The following is a 12,488-nucleotide window of genomic DNA, read 5'->3' as shown; positions in this document are numbered from 1 at the left end:
GGTCCGCCCGCCGCCTGGGGTTGTGTCCGGTCCGTACATGAGGATCAGGAGCCCGGTGCCAACTCCTGGCGCAGCTCGTCGATCACGCGCAGGGACCCGTCGCGCCGCTCGATGTGCCAGAAGGTCCAGCCGTTGCAGGAGGGTGCCTCCTGCACGGCGGCGCCGACCTGGTGGATGCTGCCGGCCACGCGGCCGCAGCGCAGCGTGGCGTCCGCGCCCACCTCGGCCATCCAGCGGCGGTGCCGGTCCCACAGCTTCGTGCCGGGCGGGACGAGGCCGCGCTCCACCAGGGCGCCGAAGGGGATGCGGGGCTGGTCGCGCTTGGCCGGCAGGGCGAGGGCGATGCTCTCGGAGAGCGGCTCCACCGCCGCGATGCGCGCCTCGGCGGCGTCGGCATAGCCCTCGTCACGCTCCAGCCCGATGAAGCGGCGGCCCAGGCGCTTTGCCACGGCCGCCGTGGTGCCGGTTCCCAGGAAGGGGTCGAGGATCACCTCCCCCGGCGCGGTGCAGGAGAGGATCACGCGGTGCAGCAGCGCCTCCGGCTTCTGCGTGGGGTGCAGCTTGCGCCCATCCTCGCCGCGCAGGCGCTCGCCACCCGTGCAGAGCGGGATGAGCCAGTCGCTCCGCATCTGCTTGTCGTCGTTCATCGCCTTCATGGCGGCGTAGTTGAAGCGGTAGCGGCTCTCCTCGCCGCGCGCGGCCCAGATCAGGGTCTCGTGCGCGTTGGTGAAGCGGCGGCCGCGGAAGTTCGGCATGGGGTTGGACTTGCGCCACACCACGTCGTTCAGGATCCAGAAGCCCAGGTCCTGCAGCGCGACGCCGAGGCGGAAGACGTTGTGGTAGGCGCCCATCACCCAGATGGTGCCGTCCTTGCGGAGGATGCGGCGGCACTCCGTCAGCCACTCGCGCGTGAAGGCGTCGTAGGCCGCGAGGTCGTCGAAGCGGTCCCACTCCTCGTCCACTGCGTCCACGAGGCTGTCATCCGGGCGGCGCAGCGCGCCCTTGAGCTGCAGGTTGTAGGGCGGGTCGGCGAAGATGGCGTGGACGGAGGCAGGCGGAAGGGCCTTCAGGCTCTCGATGCAATCGCCGCGCAGGACAGAGTCCAGCGGCAGGTCCAGCCCGGTTCCCAAACGCGCCATCTGCTCCGCATCCCCGTCGGCGGCGGCGTCGCGTCCCCGCGTCGCGCCGCGCCGAGCCCCCTTCCCACCATGACCATGCTCGAGTCGCCCGGTCAAGGCGCGGCTCAGGCCAGGGCTTCGGACAGGGTTTCAGATCGGGCCAGAACGGCTTGATCCACCGGGCTGAATCCGCGCCGGTGATGCGGCGTGGGGCCCAGCCGTGCCAGCGCCGCGCGGTGCGCGGGCGTCGGGTAGCCGGCGTGGCGGGCGAAGCCGTAATCCGGCCAGCGCGCCCCCAGCCGTGCCATGGCCCGGTCCCGCACCACCTTCGCCATGATCGAGGCGGCAGCGATGGAGAGGGACAGGCCGTCCCCGCCCACCACACAGCGCACGGGGCAGGACAGGCGCGGCGGCGCGTTGCCGTCCACCAGCGCGAGCGACGGCGGCAGCGGCAGGCGGGAGACGGCGCGCAGCATCGCCAGATGTGTGGCGCGCAGGATGTTCAGCCGCCCGATCTCGTCGGCGCTGGCAGCGCCGACGCCGACCAGCACCGTGCCTTCCGCCTGCGCCGCCAGCAGCGCGGCATGGGCAGCCTCGCGCCGGGCGGCGTCCAGGCGCTTGCTGTCGTCCAGCAGCGCCGCGAGTTCCGCGGGCGGGTGTCCGGGGAAGATCACGGCCGCGGCCAGCACCGGCCCGGCCAGGGGGCCGCGCCCGGCCTCATCCACCCCGGCCACCAGACCGTCATGGGCGGATTCCAGCGAGAAGTCGGGCCGGGCGGTCGGGCGGGGCTTGGCGGCCATCTCCCCGGTTCTAGAGGGTCAGGCCCCCATCCACCAGCAGGGTCTGGCCGTTCACCATGGCGCCGGCGAGGCCGAGGAAGAGCACCACCTCCGCGATGTCCTCCGGCACGCAACGGCGGCCGAGCGGGCAGTTGTCGATGGATTGCTGCCGCTGAGCATCCGTCCACTCGATCTGCCAGGTGCTGTCCACGGCACCGGGCGCCACGGCGTTCACCCGGATCTCCGGCCCCAACCCGCGCGCGAGGTGGCGGGTGAGCGCGATGACGCCCGCCTTGCTCGCCGCATAGGCCATGGAGGAGCCGCGCCCCGTCATCCCCGCGACCGAGGCGATGTTCACCACCGCGCCGCGCGCTTCGCGCAGGGCCGGCACGGCGGCGCGGGTGGTGCGGAACAGGCCCTTGAGGTTGGTGTCCAGCACCGAGTCCCAGAGATCGTCGGTGATCGCGTCCAGCTCCCGGCCGGGGATGGTGCGGGTGACGCCGGGGGTGCCGGCGTTGTTCACCAGCAGGTCCAGCCGGCCGAGCGCGGCAACCGCCGCCTCCACCATGGCGCCCTCCGTGCCGTCGCCGATGGCGCCGGGCGCCTCCACGATCCGTGCGCCGGTGGCACGCAGCTCGTCCGCGACCTGCGGGCCGCGTGGATCACCGGGCAGGAAATTCAGGGCCACCGCGCAGCCGTTCTCGGCAAGCGCCCGCGCGGTGGCGAGGCCGATGCCGGAGGCGGCGCCTGTCACCAGGGCCGCGCGGCCCGCCAGGTCGTAACGGGGCATGGTGCTTCCTCCTCCCCGGCAGGGTCGCCCCGGCCGAGGTCGGGGGCAACCCGGGGAGGGCTACTTCTCCCCCAGAACCCGCGTCAGCCGTGCCACCGCCTCCCGCGCCAGGCCGGGGCTGACGGCGAAGCAGATGCGCACGAACCCCTCCCCTTCCGGCCCGAAGGCGGTGCCGGGGGCCACGCCCACCTTGGCGTCCCGCAGCAAGCGGAAGGCGAGATCGAGGCTTGTCTCGGCCGTCTCGATCTTCGCCATGAGGTAGAAGGCGCCCTCCGGCTGGAAGACCGTCACGCCCTTCAGGCGGGACAGGCCCTCCAGCATGATGGCCCGGCTCTCCGCGCAGCGGCCGACCATGGTGCGGATGAAGGCGTCGCCCTCCTCCAGCGCCGTGACGCAGGCGTGCTGGATGAAGGTGGGGATGGAGGTGGTGTTGTACTGCGCCAGCTTGGAGAAGGCGCCCGTCAGCCCCTCGGGGAAGATGATCCAGCCGGCGCGCCAGCCCGTCATCGCCCAGTTCTTGGAGAAGGTGTTGGTGACGATCAGCCGGTCCCGCGGCGTGGTGATCTGCAGGAAGGAGGGGGCGATCGCGTTGCCGTAGGTGAAGTGGGCGTAGACCTCGTCCGAGAGGATCCAGAGGTCCCGCTCCCGCGCGAGCCGCAGCAGCGCCTCCATCTCCGCCAGCGGCATCACCCAGCCCGTGGGGTTGGAGGGAGAGTTCACCACCACCATCCGGGTGCGCGGGGTGATTGCGGCCTCGATGTCCTCGATCGGGAGGGAAAAGCGGCCATCGGCGCTGCGGCGATAGGGCACGGTGACGGGGGTGGCGCCGTTCACCCGCGCGGCCTCCGCCAGGTTGGGCCAGTTCGGGGTGGGGATGATGATCTCGTCCCCCGGCTCCAGCAGGGCCTGGCAGGCCTGCATGATGGCGTTCATGCCGCCGGCGGTGATGGCGAAGCGCTCCGGCGCCACCTCCACGCCCCAGTGGCGGCGGTGGTAGTCGGACAGGGCCTGGTGCAGCTGGGGGATGCCGCGGGAATAGGTGTAGCGGGTCTCGCCGGCCAGCATGGCCTTGTGGGCGGCTTCCACCACGAAGTCGGGGGTGGGCAGGTCGCCCTCACCGATCCAGAGCTTCACCACCTCCGGGTCGTCCCGCCCCCGGTCCGCGACGAGGCCGATCTGGCTGGTGCCGACGCCCTTGATGTGGGCGGGAAGGGTCTCGGCCAGGTCGGCTTCGAGGCTGGTGGCGACGCTCATAGGGACAATCCTCTTGGGCCGCCCTGGAGGACGGCCGAAGAGACCTTTCTGCCGCCACGCGGCCCGCTGGGAAAGGGGCCTCAGAAACCCCGTGAGACGAACTCGTCCCCCGGCCCCAGCAGCTCCGCCGCGCCCCCACGTAGAAGTTCCCGGGCAGCCCCGTCCCCGCGCAGGACGGCGTCCAGGAAGGTGACGGATAGGGCGGCGGCGCGGCCATGATATGTGCTGTCGGCCCAGCGCGCGCCCGCCTCCGCCTCGTCGGCGAAGGAGGCGTGGGCGGCGCCGTTCAGCACGGCCAGTGCCCCGGGGTTGCGGGATTCCTCGAAGGGTGCGCGGCGGGCGGGGGCGCGGATGCCCTCGATGTAGCCGTGATCCTCCGTGCCGGTGACGTGCAGCATGGGCACGGCGTAGCCGCCATAGGCCAGGCGCGGCGGCAGGCCGATGGCGGGAATCGGCGAGAGGGCGACGCCGGCCTTCAGCCGCGGGTCCGGCAGGCCCAGGCCGCGGTCGCCGCCGGGCAGGCGCTCGCCGAGCATGTGCTGCACGGTCCAGGCGCCGAAGGAGTGGCCGGCGATGGCCAGGCGCGCGGGATCGGCGCGCTCCGGCAGGTTGTTCAGCGCGAACTTCGTGTCCAACAGCCGATCCAGCGCCGCCTGAACGTTCAGCGCCCCGGCCGCGAGCCCTATCATCCGGTCCCCGCCGCCGCGCCAGAGGCTGTCGTCGGAGCCGATGTGCTGGAGGTGGACCGCGAGATAGCCCTTCTCCGCCAGGGCACGGCCGAGGAAGGCCAGGCCCTCGCGCGAGCCGCCAAGGCCGTGGGAGATGAGAACGGTCGGCGCCGGGCCGGTTCCGGACGGCGCCCGAATGAGCACGGGAATGTCGCGCGCGCGGGCGGCGTCGCGCCAGGTGGTGCGGGATTCGGTGATGCCGGCCTCCGTCGTCCTCGCTGTGGCCAAGGGCGTGGCCGCGCATCCCGGCGTGGCGAGCATCAGCGCGGGCGCCGCGAACAGCGCCCGCCGGTTCAGCAGCCCGGGCGTTACAGCGGGATGTCGTAGGTCCGCCACGGCGTCAGCTTCGCCACGCGGTCGTACACCGCGCGGGCGCGGCTGTTGTCCTCGGCTGTGATCCAACGGATGACGCTCCAGCCGCGGCGGCGGCCTTCCTCGGCAAGGGCTTCGATAAGCGCGTCGGCGACCCGCTTGCCCCTCATCTGGGGATCGACGAAGAGATCGTCCAGATAGCCGCCCGTCGTCGCGGAGAGCGGACGGGCGAAGGCGCGAAAATGCGCGAGGCCGACGGCGCGGCCCTCCGCGTCCTCCGCCACGAGGCCGTTCGTCTCATGCGCGGGATCGTGGATCCAGGACCAGACGCGATCGCGCATCTCGGGCGTCTGCGTCACCCGGTAGAACTCGGCATAGCCGGCGTAGAGCTTGTCCCAGTCGGCGCGGTGGCGCTGCTCGACGGGGAGGATGCGGATCTCGCTCATGGCGCGTCCTTCAGGCGGAGGTCGAGGCGGCCGGCGGCGTTCAGCGCCAGCAGCAGGGCAGAGACATGCATGGCCTGCGGCAGCAGTCCATCCCGCAGCCCGGCCAGCACGCGCGGGATCGGCCAGAGCTCCACCGTGATGTCCTCCCCCGCCTCATGCGCCGTGGGGTGGGTGGGTGCGGCATTCAGCGCCAGCACGGCGCGGGAGAGGTTGCGGTGCGTGGCCGTGTTCGGGCTCAACGCGCCCACGGAGCGGTACTCGGCGGCGGTGTAGCCGGTCTCCTCGCGCAACTCGCGCGCGGCGGCGGCACACTCATCGGCATCCGACGCGTCGATCGCGCCAGCCGGCAGTTCCAGCACCCAGGCCCGGGCACCGTGGCGGTACTGGCGGACCAGCACCAACTCATCCGCCGGCGTGATCGCCACCACCTGCACCCAGTCCGGGTAGGACAGGCTGTAGAAGGGGTCCAGCACGTTCCCCTTCGAATCCCGCACCGCGTCCGCGCGCAGCTCGATCCAGCGGTCGCGGACCACGGTGCGGGAGGAAAGCACCTCCCAGGGGGGAGGCGTCACTCCGCCGCCACCTTCGGGGGTTCCTGATACGCCTCCAGCGGCGCGCAGGTGCAGGCCAGGTTGCGGTCCCCGTAGACGTTGTCCACGCGCTTCACCGGCGGCCAGTACTTCGCGGCCGCCACCCAGGGCAGCGGGAAGGCGGCCTGCGCGCGGGTGTAGGGGTGGGACCAGGCCTCCGCCGTCACCTCCTGCGCGGTGTGCGGGGCGTTCTTCAGCGGATTGTCGGCCTTGTCGGCCACGCCCTGCTCCACGGCGCGGATCTCCGCGCGGATGGCGATCATCGCCTCCACGAAGCGGTCCAGCTCCTCCTGCGGCTCGCTCTCGGTCGGCTCCACCATCAGCGTGCCGGCCACGGGCCAGGACATGGTGGGGGCGTGGAAGCCGTAGTCCTGCAGGCGCTTGGCGATGTCCTCCACCAGCACGCCGCCGCCCTGCTGGAAGCCGCGGCAGTCCAGGATGCACTCGTGCGCCACCATCCCCGCCTTGCCGCGATAAAGGACGGGGTAGTGCCCTTCCAGCCGCTTCGCGACGTAATTGGCGTTGAGGATCGCCACCTCCGTCGCGCGCGTCAGCCCGGCCGCGCCCATCATGCGGATATAGGCGTAGGAGATGGGCAGGATGCCCGCGCTGCCGAAGGGCGCGGCGGAAACGGGGCCGAAGCCCGTTCCCGGCCCGGCTTCCGCCAGCATGGGATGGTTCGGCAGGTGCGGCGCGAGGTGCGCGGCCACGCCGATCGGCCCCACGCCCGGCCCGCCGCCGCCATGCGGGATGCAGAAGGTCTTGTGCAGGTTCAGGTGGCAGACATCGGCGCCGATCGCGGCCGGGCTGGTGAGGCCGAGCTGCGCGTTCATGTTGGCGCCGTCCATGTAGACCTGCCCGCCGGCGGCGTGCACGGCCTCGCAGATCGCGCGGATGTCCTCCTCGAACACGCCGTGCGTGCTGGGATAGGTCACCATCAAGGCGGAGAGCTTCTCCGCATGCGCCTGGATCTTTGCGCGCAGGTCGTCCAGGTCCACGTTGCCGTCGCGGTCGCAGCCCACCACCACCACGCGCATCCCCGCCATCACGGCGGAAGCAGGGTTGGTGCCGTGCGCGGAGGAGGGGATGAGGCAGATGTCCCGGTGCCCGTCCCCGCGCGCCTTGTGGTAGGCGCGGATGGCGAGGAGCCCCGCATACTCGCCCTGGCTGCCGGCATTGGGCTGCAGCGACACGGCCGCGAAGCCCGTGCAGGCGCAGAGCCAGGATTCCAGCCGCCGGATCATCTCGATGTAGCCCTGCGCCTGATCCACCGGGGCGAAGGGGTGGATCTCCGCGAAGCCGGGGAAGGTCACGGGGATCATCTCCGCCGTGGCGTTCAGCTTCATCGTGCAGGACCCCAGCGGGATCATGCTGCGGTTCAGCGCGACGTCCTTGTCCTCAAGCCGCTTCAGGTAGCGCAGCATTGCGTGCTCGGAGCGGTGCGCGTGGAAGACGGCGGCGGTGAGGAAGGGCGTGCTGCGCGCCAGGGCGGCGGGCAGGCGATCGGCCGCGGCCAGCGCGTCCAGCCCCGCCCGCTCGCACCCCGCCACGCCGCAGAGCGCGGAGACGAGCGCGATCAGGTCCTGCCGCGTTACCGTCTCGTCCATCGCGACGGCGACGCAGCCCGCATCCACGCGGCGCAGGTTGAAGCCGGCGCGCAGCGCGGCCGCCATCAGCGCGTCCGCCTTGTCGCCGGCCTCGATCGCCACCGTGTCGAAGAAGCTCTCGTGGCGCAGGGCGAAGCCGGCGCGGGTCGCGGCATCGGCCAGCAGGCCGGCCAGCAGGTGCGCGCGCCGGGCGATGCGGGTCAGCCCCTCCGGCCCGTGCCACACGGCGTACATGCCGGCCATCACGGCCAGCAGCACCTGCGCCGTGCAGATGTTGCTCGTCGCCTTCTCGCGGCGGATGTGCTGCTCGCGGGTCTGCAGGGCTAGGCGCATGGCCGGGCGACCGGCGGCATCGACCGAGACGCCGACGAGGCGGCCGGGCATGAGGCGCTTGAGGCTGTCCTTCACCGCCATGTAGGCGGCGTGCGGCCCGCCATAGCCCATGGGCACGCCGAAGCGCTGCGTGCTGCCCACCACCACGTCCGCGCCCATCTCGCCGGGCGGGGTGAGGAGCGTCAGCGCCAGGATGTCGGCCGTAACGATGGCCAGCGCGCCCGCCTTCTGCGCGGCGGCGATCCCCGGCGCGATGTCGCGCACCTCGCCCGTGGTGCCGGGGTAGGAGAGGACGACGGCAAACGGCTTCAGCGCGGCATAGTCGTCCGTGATCTCCACCGTGATGCCCAGCGGCTCCGCGCGGGTGCGGAGAACGGCCAGCACCTGCGGGTGCAGGTCCGGCGCCACGGCCAGCACGGTGGATTTGCCCTTATGGGCCGCGAGCGCGAGCGCCATGGCCTCGGCCGCCGCCGTCGCCTCGTCCAGCAGGGAGGCGTTGGCGACGGGCAGCCCCGTCAGGTCGCACACCATCGTCTGAAAGTTGATCAGGGCCTCCAGGCGGCCCTGCGCGATCTCGGCCTGATAGGGCGTGTAGGCCGTGTACCAGCCCGGGTTCTCCAGCACGTTGCGCAGGATCACCGGCGGGGTGTGGGTGCCGCTGTAGCCGCAGCCGATCAGCGACTTCACCCGCGCGTTCCGCTCGGACAGCGCGCGCAGTTCCGCGATCGCCTCCCACTCGCCCACGGGCGGCGGCAGCGCGTCCAGGTGGCTGTCCCGGATGCCGGCGGGCACGGTCCGGGCGGCCAGGTCGTCCAGGCTCGCCGCGCCGACCACCTTCAGCATGGCGGTGATCTGGTCCTCGCCCGGCCCGATGTGGCGAGTGGCGAAGGCGGCGTGGTCCTCCAGCGCCGCGAGCGTCTCCAGCGCGCTCAATGCGCCTCCTCCGCGTGCTTCGCGTAGCCCTCCGCGTCCATCAACTTGCCGATCTCCGCCGTGTCCTTCGGCGTGATGGTGAAGAACCAGCCCTCGCCCATGGCACCGCTGTTCACCAGGGCGGGGTTGTCCACCAGCGCGTCGTTCACGGCCGCGACCGTGCCGGAAATCGGGGCGTAGATGTCGGAAGCGGCCTTCACGCTCTCCACCACCGCCACGGCCTCCCCGGCCGTCACCTCGCGCCCCACCTCCGGCAGATCGACGAAAACGACGTCGCCCAGGGCGTTCTGCGCGTGGTCGGAAATGCCGACCACGGCCACGTCGCCGTCCAGGCGCACCCATTCATGGCTCTCGGCGAAACGGGTCTCGCTCATGCGGTGGCTCCTGAACGCTTGTATCGGTGGGGGATGAAAGGGGTGGGCGCGGTCCGGGCGGGCAGCGCCCGGCCGCGGACCATCAGTTCAAGCGCCGTGCTATCCTCGGCATGGGCGCGCGCGACGTAGCCCATGGCCACCGGCGCCCCGAGGCTGGGGCCGAAGCCGCCGCTGGTCACCTCGCCCACGGGCACGCCGTTCAGGGCGATCTCGGTATGCGCCCGGGCGGGCTGGCGGCCTTCCGGCAGTAGGCCGACGCGCAGGCGCTTGGGGCCGTTGTCCAGCTCCTCCCGCACCCGCTCCGCGCCGGCGAAGTCCCAGGCCACGCGGCGGCGCTTGCCGAGGCTGAAGACCAGCGCGGCCTCCACGGGGGAGGTCGTCTCGTCGATGTCCTGGCCGTAAAGGGGCAGCCCCGCCTCCAGCCGCAGGCTGTCCCGCGCGCCCAACCCGGCAGGGGCGGCGCCGGCGGCCAGCAGGGCGCGGGCCACCGCCTCGGCGCCTTCCGCGGGGATGCCGATCTCGAACCCGTCCTCTCCGGTGTAGCCGGAGCGGGTGATGAGGGCGGGCACCCCGGCCACCGGGGTCTCCAGAACGCCCATAAAGGAGAGCGCGGCCACGCCCCCGGCCAGCCCGGCCAGGATCGCCTCCGCCCCCGGCCCCTGCAGGGCCAGCAGCGCGCGGTCCGGCCGCGGCACGATGGAGACGCCGGGCGGCAGGGCGGCGCCGATCGCCTCCACGTCCACCGCCTTGCGGGAGGCATTGAGGACGAGGAACAGCCGGTCGCCGAGGTTGGCGACCATGAAGTCGTCGACGATCCCGCCCGCCTCGTTCAGCAGCAGGGCATAGCGCTGTCGGCCGGGCTTCAGGGCCTGGATCTCGGCCGGCGTCACCCGCTCCAGCGCGGCCGCGGCGCCGTCGCCCCGCAGTTCGGCCTGCCCCATGTGGGAGACGTCGAACAGGGCCGCGCCGGAGCGGCAGGCCAGGTGCTCCGCCATGATGCCGGCCGGGTACTGAACCGGCATGGCGTAGCCCGCGAAGCCCACCATGCGGCCGCCGAGTTCGCGGTGCAGGCCGGCCAGCGGCGTTTCGTGCAGTGTTTCGGTGTCGGCCACGCATCCCCCAACGCCGCGCGAGCGCGGCCGGTTCAGATCGTGGCCCCCCTCTGTCCCGAGACCTGAGAGATTCGGCGCCCTGGCACGGGTGCCTTACTCCGTCGGTGCCGGTGCCCTCTCGGGCGCCGGGCTTTCCAGAGGCCCCTTCCCCGCGCGGTCCTTCTGCCTGAGCGTTTCCGGGGGCCGGTTGCGCCTTCGGCGGGGGCGGCCAGTGAAGCCTGGGCGCCCCTCTCTCCCGCGCGGGATCAGCGGGTGCCCTCCCTGGTGCCCGAATGCGGCGCCCGGCGCAACCTCGCCGGTGCGGCGCCGAGGGGCGCGCGATGTCGAGGGGTGCGCCCCTAGCGCGGCCCGCGCCGCCGGTTGGCGGCCAGTTCCTCCGGCGTCAGCTGGAAGCCGATCAGGACCACCTTCTCCGCCGCCCGACGCACGTCCCCGGGAATGCGCACCATCATCTGCTCGCCCTGGGCGGCCGTGCGGCGCTCGTTCCCGGCGAAGATCACGCGCACCGTGTCGGCCCCGCGGTTCAGGACCCGGCCCTCCGCCTCGTCGGTCACCGCGACGACATAGGGGAGGTCGGCCGTGCGGAGCGTGCCGATGCCGCGCTCCGCCTCCACCTGGACCACCAGGGTCACGTCCAGCCCGGCACTGCCGGGGGCATAGTCGCAACTGCCCACGGGCTGGAGCATGCGGGCCTGAAGCTCCACCGCCCCCGAGGCGCCGGCCCCGTAGCGGGTCAGGTCCACGGCGTCGGCCAGGACGGCCACGCGCGGGCATGGCGCCTGGGGCCGCTGGCTGAGGATGTCGCCGCCGCCCCGGCCGCAGGCGCCCAGGAGGGGCAGGAGCGAGAGGGCCAGGAGGGCCGCGGGGCGGAAGGGCCGGGGGCGAGGGGTTCGGGTCACGCGAAGGGCACTCCTTGCGCCATCGTCTTCTCGGGATCGTCGTCTCGGACAGGTCCGGCACGAACCCCTGGGCGGCGGGGCCACGGGCGGCTAGAAAAGGGGCGCCCACGGTCCGGCCGGGGGCTGTTCGCGCCGGCACCGAGGGACCAAGTCGCACGCCATGGACCAGACCGCAAACCTCTCCCTCCCCGCCGAGGCCGGGACCGCCAGGCCCACCCTGAAGGTCCTGCTGGCCGGTCCGCGCGGCTTTTGCGCCGGGGTGGACCGGGCCATCAAGATCGTGGAGCTGGCGATCGAGCGCTTCGGCGCCCCGGTCTATGTGCGGCACGAGATCGTCCACAACCGCTTCGTGGTGGAGACGCTGCAGGCCAAGGGCGCGGTCTTCGTCGAGGAGCTGGACGAGATCCCCGATGACGGGCAGCCCGTCATCTTCTCCGCCCACGGCGTGCCGAAGTCGGTCCCGGCCGCCGCCGAGGCGCGGCAGATGATGTACCTGGACGCCACCTGCCCCCTGGTGAGCAAGGTCCACCGCGAGGCGGAGCGGCACTTCAAGGACGGCGCCCACATCCTGCTGATCGGCCATGCCGGCCACCCCGAGGTGATCGGCACCATGGGCCAGCTGCCCGCCGGCAGCGTGACCCTGGTGGAGGACGCCGAGCAGGCGGCCCTGGTCCAGCCGCCCGCGGGCCCGCTGGCCTACGCCACCCAGACCACCCTCTCGGTCGACGATACGACGGAGGTGCTGGACGTGCTGCGCGCGCGCTTCCCCGACCTCTCCGCCCCGATCAAGGAGGACATCTGCTACGCGACCACCAACCGCCAGGCGGCGGTGAAGGCGATCGCGGAGCGCTGCGAGTTCATGGTGGTGGTGGGCGCGCCCAACTCCTCCAATTCCGTGCGCCTGCGCGAGGTGGCGGAGAAGGCCGGCTGCCCGCGCGCCGTTCTGGTGCAGCGCGGCCGGGATTTCGACCCCGCCCTGGTGGACGGCCTCTCCACCATCGGCATCACCGCCGGCGCCAGCGCGCCGGAGGTGCTGGTGGGCGAGGTGCTGACCCGCCTGCGGGAGCGCTTCACCCTGGAGATCGAGGACGTGACGGTGGCGGAGGAGAAGATCATCTTCAACCTGCCCCGCCCCCTGCGGGACCGCCCGTCCCGCGTGCCGGCACCCGCCGCGGGGTAGCTTGCCGATCCGCCCGCCCTGGGGCATGGACCC

12 protein-coding genes and 2 riboswitches are annotated in these 12,488 nt (G+C 72.7%); of the genes, 1 reads left to right on the top strand and 11 read right to left on the bottom strand.

From position 1 onward, the window contains the following. Positions 1 to 44 precede the first annotated feature (44 nt). The 11 genes from VQH23_RS13905 to VQH23_RS13855 all read right to left on the bottom strand — a co-directional run bounded on the left by VQH23_RS13905 (position 45) and on the right by VQH23_RS13855 (position 11,275). Positions 45 to 1,139 carry a site-specific DNA-methyltransferase gene (locus VQH23_RS13905; protein ID WP_338661332.1) on the bottom strand — a complete coding sequence of 365 codons (1,095 nt, stop codon included), beginning with the start codon at positions 1,137 to 1,139 and terminating at the stop codon, positions 45 to 47. A gap of 104 nt (positions 1,140 to 1,243) precedes the next feature. Next, the gene (locus VQH23_RS13900; RefSeq protein ID WP_338661331.1) at positions 1,244 to 1,918 is read right to left on the bottom strand and encodes a ribonuclease HII; all 675 of its coding nucleotides are present in this window, start codon (positions 1,916 to 1,918) and stop codon (positions 1,244 to 1,246) included. Positions 1,919 to 1,928: 10 nt separating this feature from the next. Then, on the bottom strand, positions 1,929 to 2,687 hold the full coding sequence (locus VQH23_RS13895) for an SDR family oxidoreductase (protein WP_338661330.1): 759 nt from the start codon (positions 2,685 to 2,687) through the stop codon (positions 1,929 to 1,931). A gap of 60 nt (positions 2,688 to 2,747) precedes the next feature. Further along, the gene (locus tag VQH23_RS13890) at positions 2,748 to 3,941 is read right to left on the bottom strand and encodes a pyridoxal phosphate-dependent aminotransferase (protein ID WP_338661329.1); all 1,194 of its coding nucleotides are present in this window, start codon (positions 3,939 to 3,941) and stop codon (positions 2,748 to 2,750) included. A gap of 80 nt (positions 3,942 to 4,021) precedes the next feature. Next, positions 4,022 to 5,005, bottom strand: a complete 984-nt coding sequence (locus VQH23_RS13885; RefSeq protein WP_338661328.1) for an acetylhydrolase — start codon at positions 5,003 to 5,005, stop codon at positions 4,022 to 4,024. After that, positions 4,978 to 5,427: a GNAT family N-acetyltransferase gene (locus VQH23_RS13880; protein ID WP_257716739.1), complete on the bottom strand. Its 450-nt coding sequence runs from the start codon at positions 5,425 to 5,427 to the stop codon at positions 4,978 to 4,980. Before VQH23_RS13880 ends, VQH23_RS13885 begins: the two co-directional genes overlap by 28 nt. Beyond that, positions 5,424 to 5,999, bottom strand: a complete 576-nt coding sequence (locus tag VQH23_RS13875; protein WP_338661327.1) for an NUDIX hydrolase — start codon at positions 5,997 to 5,999, stop codon at positions 5,424 to 5,426. The genes VQH23_RS13880 and VQH23_RS13875 overlap by 4 nt, the downstream gene beginning before the upstream one ends. Continuing rightward, positions 5,996 to 8,890: an aminomethyl-transferring glycine dehydrogenase gene (gcvP, locus tag VQH23_RS13870; protein WP_338661326.1), complete on the bottom strand. Its 2,895-nt coding sequence runs from the start codon at positions 8,888 to 8,890 to the stop codon at positions 5,996 to 5,998. Before gcvP ends, VQH23_RS13875 begins: the two co-directional genes overlap by 4 nt. Then, a complete protein-coding gene (gene gcvH, locus VQH23_RS13865; RefSeq protein ID WP_338661325.1) occupies positions 8,887 to 9,264 on the bottom strand; it encodes a glycine cleavage system protein GcvH in 378 nt (125 codons plus the stop codon). Before gcvH ends, gcvP begins: the two co-directional genes overlap by 4 nt. After that, positions 9,261 to 10,376 (bottom strand): glycine cleavage system aminomethyltransferase GcvT, encoded by a 1,116-nt coding sequence (gene gcvT, locus VQH23_RS13860; protein ID WP_338661324.1) that lies wholly within the window; start codon positions 10,374 to 10,376, stop codon positions 9,261 to 9,263. The genes gcvH and gcvT overlap by 4 nt, the downstream gene beginning before the upstream one ends. A gap of 47 nt (positions 10,377 to 10,423) precedes the next feature. Beyond that, a riboswitch (glycine riboswitch) is annotated at positions 10,424 to 10,517 on the bottom strand. 3 nt (positions 10,518 to 10,520) lie between these two features. After that, positions 10,521 to 10,624: riboswitch (glycine riboswitch) on the bottom strand. A 90-nt stretch (positions 10,625 to 10,714) separates the two neighbouring features. Beyond that, the gene (locus VQH23_RS13855; RefSeq protein ID WP_338661323.1) at positions 10,715 to 11,275 is read right to left on the bottom strand and encodes a hypothetical protein; all 561 of its coding nucleotides are present in this window, start codon (positions 11,273 to 11,275) and stop codon (positions 10,715 to 10,717) included. Positions 11,276 to 11,435: 160 nt separating this feature from the next. On the opposite strand from VQH23_RS13855, the gene ispH reads away from it, so the two are divergent. Further along, positions 11,436 to 12,455, top strand: a complete 1,020-nt coding sequence (gene ispH / locus VQH23_RS13850; RefSeq protein WP_338661322.1) for a 4-hydroxy-3-methylbut-2-enyl diphosphate reductase — start codon at positions 11,436 to 11,438, stop codon at positions 12,453 to 12,455. Positions 12,456 to 12,488 lie beyond the last annotated feature (33 nt).

The sequence above is a fragment of the Pararoseomonas sp. SCSIO 73927 genome (assembly GCF_037040815.1).
Classification (GTDB): Bacteria; Pseudomonadota; Alphaproteobacteria; order Acetobacterales; family Acetobacteraceae; genus Roseomonas.
This window is presented reverse-complemented; position numbering and strand designations above follow the sequence as displayed.

Coding starts and splice junctions, on each gene's coding strand:
- VQH23_RS13905 (WP_338661332.1), bottom strand. CDS start 1,139: ATGGCGCGTTTGGGAACCGGGCTGGACCTGCCGCTGGACTCTGTCCTG.
- VQH23_RS13900 (WP_338661331.1), bottom strand. CDS start 1,918: ATGGCCGCCAAGCCCCGCCCGACCGCCCGGCCCGACTTCTCGCTGGAA.
- VQH23_RS13895 (WP_338661330.1), bottom strand. CDS start 2,687: ATGCCCCGTTACGACCTGGCGGGCCGCGCGGCCCTGGTGACAGGCGCC.
- VQH23_RS13890 (WP_338661329.1), bottom strand. CDS start 3,941: ATGAGCGTCGCCACCAGCCTCGAAGCCGACCTGGCCGAGACCCTTCCC.
- VQH23_RS13880 (WP_257716739.1), bottom strand. CDS start 5,427: ATGAGCGAGATCCGCATCCTCCCCGTCGAGCAGCGCCACCGCGCCGAC.
- gcvH (WP_338661325.1), bottom strand. CDS start 9,264: ATGAGCGAGACCCGTTTCGCCGAGAGCCATGAATGGGTGCGCCTGGAC.
- ispH (WP_338661322.1), top strand. CDS start 11,436: ATGGACCAGACCGCAAACCTCTCCCTCCCCGCCGAGGCCGGGACCGCC.